We start from the raw sequence: 829 nt of genomic DNA, 5'->3' as shown, positions 1-829 counted from the left end.
GTAGTTGCTTCTGCCTATTTTTTCTTTGTGAAGGAACCCGCCTTCTGTCAGTTCGTCCAGATATTTGGCGGCACTGGGACGAGAAACGTTCAGCGTTTTCATCAGGAAATCGATTTTTGTGTAGGGATGGTTGAATAGGTGGTTAATCAGGTCTTGACTGTAGAAGCTGAATTTTTGCCTGATACGATGTTTGTAGTCCAGCATCGCCTGATGGATGTGTTGCACGGTATCGATGCCGTCCTTGGCGGTTTGTTCCACGGCTTCCAACATATACAACAGCCAATCCTCCCATTCACCCGTATCGCGTACATATTGTAACAGTCGGTAATATTCGCTTTTGTTCCGTACCAAATAGCGGCTGAGGTATAAAACGGGAATATCCAGCAACCCGGTTAAAACCAGATACAGCACATTAATAATCCTACCTGTTCTGCCATTGCCGTCGTAAAACGGGTGAATGCTTTCAAACTGGTGATGGAGCAACGCCATACGGATAAGCGGATCAATAGGTTTTTCCGTGTTGTCGTTGTTGATAAATGCTTCCAATCTGCTCATCAAGCAAATGATGTCGTCTATATGTTGCGGCGGCGTATAGACGGTTTCGCCTGTACGGTCGTTTTTCAGCATCGTCCCCGACTGTTTACGGAATCCGGCACGGTTCTTTTCCAACTCGGCCTGTATCGTCAAAATATGATTGTTGGTCAGCATTCCGTGTTTTTGGATAAGGTCGAAGCCACAATGCAGTGCTGAAGCATAATTCTGCACTTCTTTGATGGCAGGACTAGATTAGCTTGCCGATATTCCTGCGCGGAACAGTTCGTCATGGGTA

Annotated in this window: 1 pseudogene; it reads right to left on the bottom strand. The window is 46.2% G+C overall.

The features are described from left to right. Window positions 1-829, bottom strand: a pseudogene (locus tag ACTHUE_RS19560) (Fic family protein); the annotation flags it as partial.

It is taken from the genome of Neisseria sp. P0021.S005 (assembly GCF_051956955.1).
The sequence above is the reverse complement of the archived record's forward strand: the minus strand, read 5'-3'. Positions and strand labels throughout refer to the sequence as shown.